At 61.5% G+C, this 3950-nt stretch carries 5 protein-coding genes; all 5 read right to left on the bottom strand.

Features of this window, described 5'->3' with window-relative positions:
- The coding region (locus AC1DUU_RS25595; protein WP_476786179.1) for a glycosyltransferase family 2 protein at positions 1 to 316 on the bottom strand (316 nt) is incomplete at its 3' end.
- Positions 317 to 424: 108 nt separating this feature from the next.
- The gene (gene rfbD, locus AC1DUU_RS25590) at positions 425 to 1309 is read right to left on the bottom strand and encodes a dTDP-4-dehydrorhamnose reductase (protein ID WP_476786178.1); all 885 of its coding nucleotides are present in this window, start codon (positions 1307 to 1309) and stop codon (positions 425 to 427) included.
- A complete protein-coding gene (gene rfbB, locus AC1DUU_RS25585; protein ID WP_476786177.1) occupies positions 1306 to 2385 on the bottom strand; it encodes a dTDP-glucose 4,6-dehydratase in 1080 nt (359 codons plus the stop codon). The genes rfbD and rfbB overlap by 4 nt, the downstream gene beginning before the upstream one ends.
- Complete coding sequence (rfbC, locus tag AC1DUU_RS25580; RefSeq protein ID WP_476786176.1) at positions 2382 to 2945, bottom strand: dTDP-4-dehydrorhamnose 3,5-epimerase; 564 nt, start codon at positions 2943 to 2945, stop codon at positions 2382 to 2384. Before rfbC ends, rfbB begins: the two co-directional genes overlap by 4 nt.
- Positions 2938 to 3819: a glucose-1-phosphate thymidylyltransferase RfbA gene (rfbA, locus tag AC1DUU_RS25575; protein ID WP_476786175.1), complete on the bottom strand. Its 882-nt coding sequence runs from the start codon at positions 3817 to 3819 to the stop codon at positions 2938 to 2940. The genes rfbC and rfbA overlap by 8 nt, the downstream gene beginning before the upstream one ends.
- Positions 3820 to 3950: the final 131 nt, after the last annotated feature.

Raw genomic sequence — 3950 nt, 5'->3', positions numbered from 1 at the left:
CCGCATCGGGATAGGCATTGGCAGCGGCAACAAGCGCTTCGACAGCACCGGCTTCGATCCTGAGGTCAGGATTGACAAAGAGCAGGAACGTCGCAGTGCCGGCAGAAGCCCCAACATTACAAGCGCCGCCGTAACCAACATTGTTGCCGATTTCGACCACCGTCGCCCCACTGGCGGACGCGAGAACAGTTGAATTGTCAGAACTGGCGTTGTCGGCGACAATAACATTCACGCTATCTGGAACGCTTTTTGTAAAAGCCTCCATGACACGCCCACTGTTGTGGGTGACGACAACCAGATCGACATCTATCTTCATACGATGTTCAGCTTCGCTCCACATGCACCGAGGTCGACGACCGACATCGACCGATAGACCAACGCCTCAAGCGAGGTCACTCCCAAATTGTCCGGGAAACCAACATTGTCAATCTTTGGTGCCTGCCGCCAGTTCCACGACCAATGCCTGGACCCTGTCTTTCCAATCACCGGCGCGATAGCCGAAGTCGCTAAAGAACGCGTCCGAGTTGAGTTCCGAGTTCGCCGGACGCGCCGCCTTGGCTGGCCACTGGTCGCTGCCGACCGGCTCGACCGCAGCCGTTGGTCCGCCAAGCGAAGCGCTGACCGCAAAGACATGGCTCGCCAGGTCGTACCAATTTGCCCGGCCTTGGCCGGCGAGATGATAGAGGCCGCCGGGAAAGCCGCCTTCGCGGCGCCGGATCATTGCCGCCGCCAAAAGGCCATCGGCAAGGTCATGGGCTTCGGTCGGGTTGCCGAACTGGTCAGCTACGACCTGCAGGCGATCGCGCGTCGTCGCCAATGACAACATCGTCTTGACGAAATTGCGGCCGTAGCGGCTGACCACCCAGGCGGTGCGGACGATCAGGTGATCGGGATTGCCGGCGCGCACCGCGTCTTCGCCGGCCAGTTTGCTGCGGCCATAGACCGTCTGCGGATTGGGCGTGTCGGTCTCGACGTAAGGCCGCACAGAGCGACCGTCGAAGACGTAGTCGGTGGAGATATGGACGATCGGAATGCCGGCAAGCCTGGTCAGGCGTGCCAGTTCAGCCGGTGCCTCGGCGTTGAGGCGAAAGGCGCGTTCGGGCTCATCTTCCTGCTGGTCGACGCCGGTATGTGCTGCCGCATTGATCACCATGTCGGGTGCGACCGATTTCAGCACCGGGGCGAAGGTCGCCGGGTTCTCAAGGTCGAGATCGGGTCGGCCGACCAGCACGATCTCGGCCCTGGCCTTTGCCTGCACCGCAAGCGAACGGGCCAGCTGGCCCGACGTGCCTGTCACCAGGATCTTCACTTGGCGCCAACCAGTCCCTGGCGGCTGCCGTCGAAACGCTGCTCGCGGATCGGCCGCCACCACCAGCCATTGGCGAGATACCAGTCGATGGTCCTGGCAAGACCAGTCTCGAAGGTCTCCTCCGGCGTCCAGCCGAGCTCGTGCTCGCTCTTGGTCGGGTCGATGGCGTAGCGCCGGTCGTGGCCGGGGCGGTCGGTGACATAGGCGATGAGGTTAAGATGGGATTGACCGCCGGCCCTTGGCCGGCGGGCATCGAGCAAGGCGCAGATGGTCTGAACGACTTCGAGATTGGTGCGCTCGGCGCGGCCACCGATATTGTAGCTCTCGCCGACCCGGCCTTTGGTCATCACCGCTTCCAGCGCCCTGGCGTGGTCCTCGACAAACAGCCAGTCGCGCACATTGGCGCCCTTGCCGTAGACCGGCAGCGGCTGCTCATCGAGCGCATTGGCAATGACCAGCGGGATCAGCTTTTCAGGGAAATGATAGGGACCGTAATTGTTGGAGCAGTTGGACAGCACCACCGGCAGCCCGTAGGTCTCGTGCCAGGCGCGGACGAAATGATCGGATGCCGCCTTCGACGCCGAATAGGGCGATGACGGCTTGTAGGGCGACTCCTCGGTGAAGACGCCGGAATCGAAAGGCAGGTCGCCAAAAACCTCGTCGGTCGAAACATGATGGAAGCGGAAGCGCTTGCGTGCCTCGTCGCCAAGGCTGCGCCAATGGTCGAGCACGGCCGACAGCAGGCTTGCGGTGCCGACGACATTGGTGGTGACAAACGCCATCGGCCCGTCGATCGAGCGGTCGACATGGCTTTCGGCCGCCAGATGCATCACCAGCTCGACCTTCTCGTCCGAAAGGATCTGGCGCACGGCGTCGGTGTCGCAAATGTCGGCGTGGTGAAAGGCATAGTTGGGATTGCCTTCGAGATCACGCAGCGACGTCAGGTTGCCGGCATAGGTCAGCTTGTCGAGATTGACGACACGGTAATTGCCGGTGCCGACCAGATGGCGGCAGACGGCCGAGCCGATGAAACCGGCGCCGCCGGTGACCAAAACAGTTTGGAGAGCGTGCTTCACGAGTAGACAAATCCGGTTTCGACTTCAGCCAGCAAGGGTGCTGCAGCATCCTTCGCCGACAGGATCATTTCAGCTGTTGGCACCGGCCAGTCAATGGCGATGTCGGGATCATCGAAGCGGATCGAGCGGTCATGCGGCTGCGAATAGGGCGCTGACACCTTGTAGACGACCTCGGTGTCGGGTTCCAGCGTGACAAAGCCATGCGCAAAACCCTTGGGCACCAGGATCTGGTTCCACTGCTTGTCCGACAGCGTCAGCCCGACCCATTTGCCATAGCTGGGCGAGCCCTTGCGGATATCGACGGCGACATCGAAGATCGCGCCGCGCAGCACCCGCACCAGCTTGTCCTGGGCGAAGGGCGGCGTCTGGAAATGCAGGCCGCGCATCACCCCGCGTGCCCGCGACAGCGACTGGTTGTCCTGCACGAAGTCGACATGGATGCCAGCCGATGCCAGTTTCCCGGCGTTCCATGTCTCGGAAAAGAAGCCGCGTTCGTCCTCGAATTTGGCTGGCCGGATCTCCAAGACGCCGTCCAGGCCAAGCTTGCGCACTTTAACCATGGCTGATTTCCCTGACCCGCCGTTCGAGATAGCGCGCATACTCGGTCTTGCCGAGCGAGGCGGCGCGGCGCAGCACCTCTTCGTCGGTGAGCCAGCCCAGTTCAAAGCCGATCTCTTCGGGACACATGATCTTGATGCCCTGGCGATGTTCGATCGTGCGCACGAAAGACGAGGCGTCATGCAGGCTGTCATGGGTTCCGGTGTCGAGCCAGGCATAACCGCGGCCCAATCGAACCACGTGCAGCTTGCCCTGATCGAGATAGGTGCGGTTGACGTCGGTGATCTCAAGCTCGCCACGAACGGACGGCTTGATCGACGCGGCGATGTCGACGACCGAATTGTCGTAGAAATAAAGCCCGGTGACCGCCCAGTTCGACTTCGGTTCAGTCGGCTTTTCCTCGATCGTCAGCGCCTGCTGGGTCGCCTTGTCGAAACTCACGACACCGTAGCGCTGCGGGTCCTCGACCTGATAGGCAAACACCGACGCACCGCTTTCGCGGCCGACAGCGGTGCGGCAGCGCTCCGAAAGCCCATCGCCGTAGAAGATGTTGTCGCCCAAGATCAGCGCCACCGGGCTTGTGCCGATAAACTCGCGCCCGATGATGAAGGCCTCGGCCAGCCCGTTCGGCGAGGGCTGCTCGGCATAAGAAAACGACACGCCAAAGGCCGATCCGTCGCCCAGAAGCTGCTGGAACTGCGGCAGATCGCGCGGCGTCGAGATGATCAGGATGTCGCGGATACCCGCCAGCATCAGAACGCCAAGCGGATAATAGATCATCGGCTTGTCATAGATCGGCAATATCTGCTTTGAGACCGCAAGCGTCGCTGGGTAGAGTCGCGTGCCGCTACCACCGGCTAGTATGATGCCCTTCACAGTGGATTCCCGATATCGTTGCCTTGACCCCCGTCCGGCTGACTTTCGCAATAGACCGTATAGCCACCGCAAACAAGACACCACGTACGCCAGCCACAATCACGTGCAGATTGCGGTTCATGAAGTAATAC

The sequence above is a fragment of the Aminobacter sp. P4_H6_2 genome, assembly GCF_056400805.1.
This window is presented reverse-complemented; position numbering and strand designations above follow the sequence as displayed.

What these genes read in the sequence shown, in the direction of transcription:
- rfbC (WP_476786176.1), bottom strand. Translation starts at nt 2,945, where the DNA reads ATGGTTAAAGTGCGCAAGCTTGGCCTGGACGGCGTCTTGGAGATCCGG.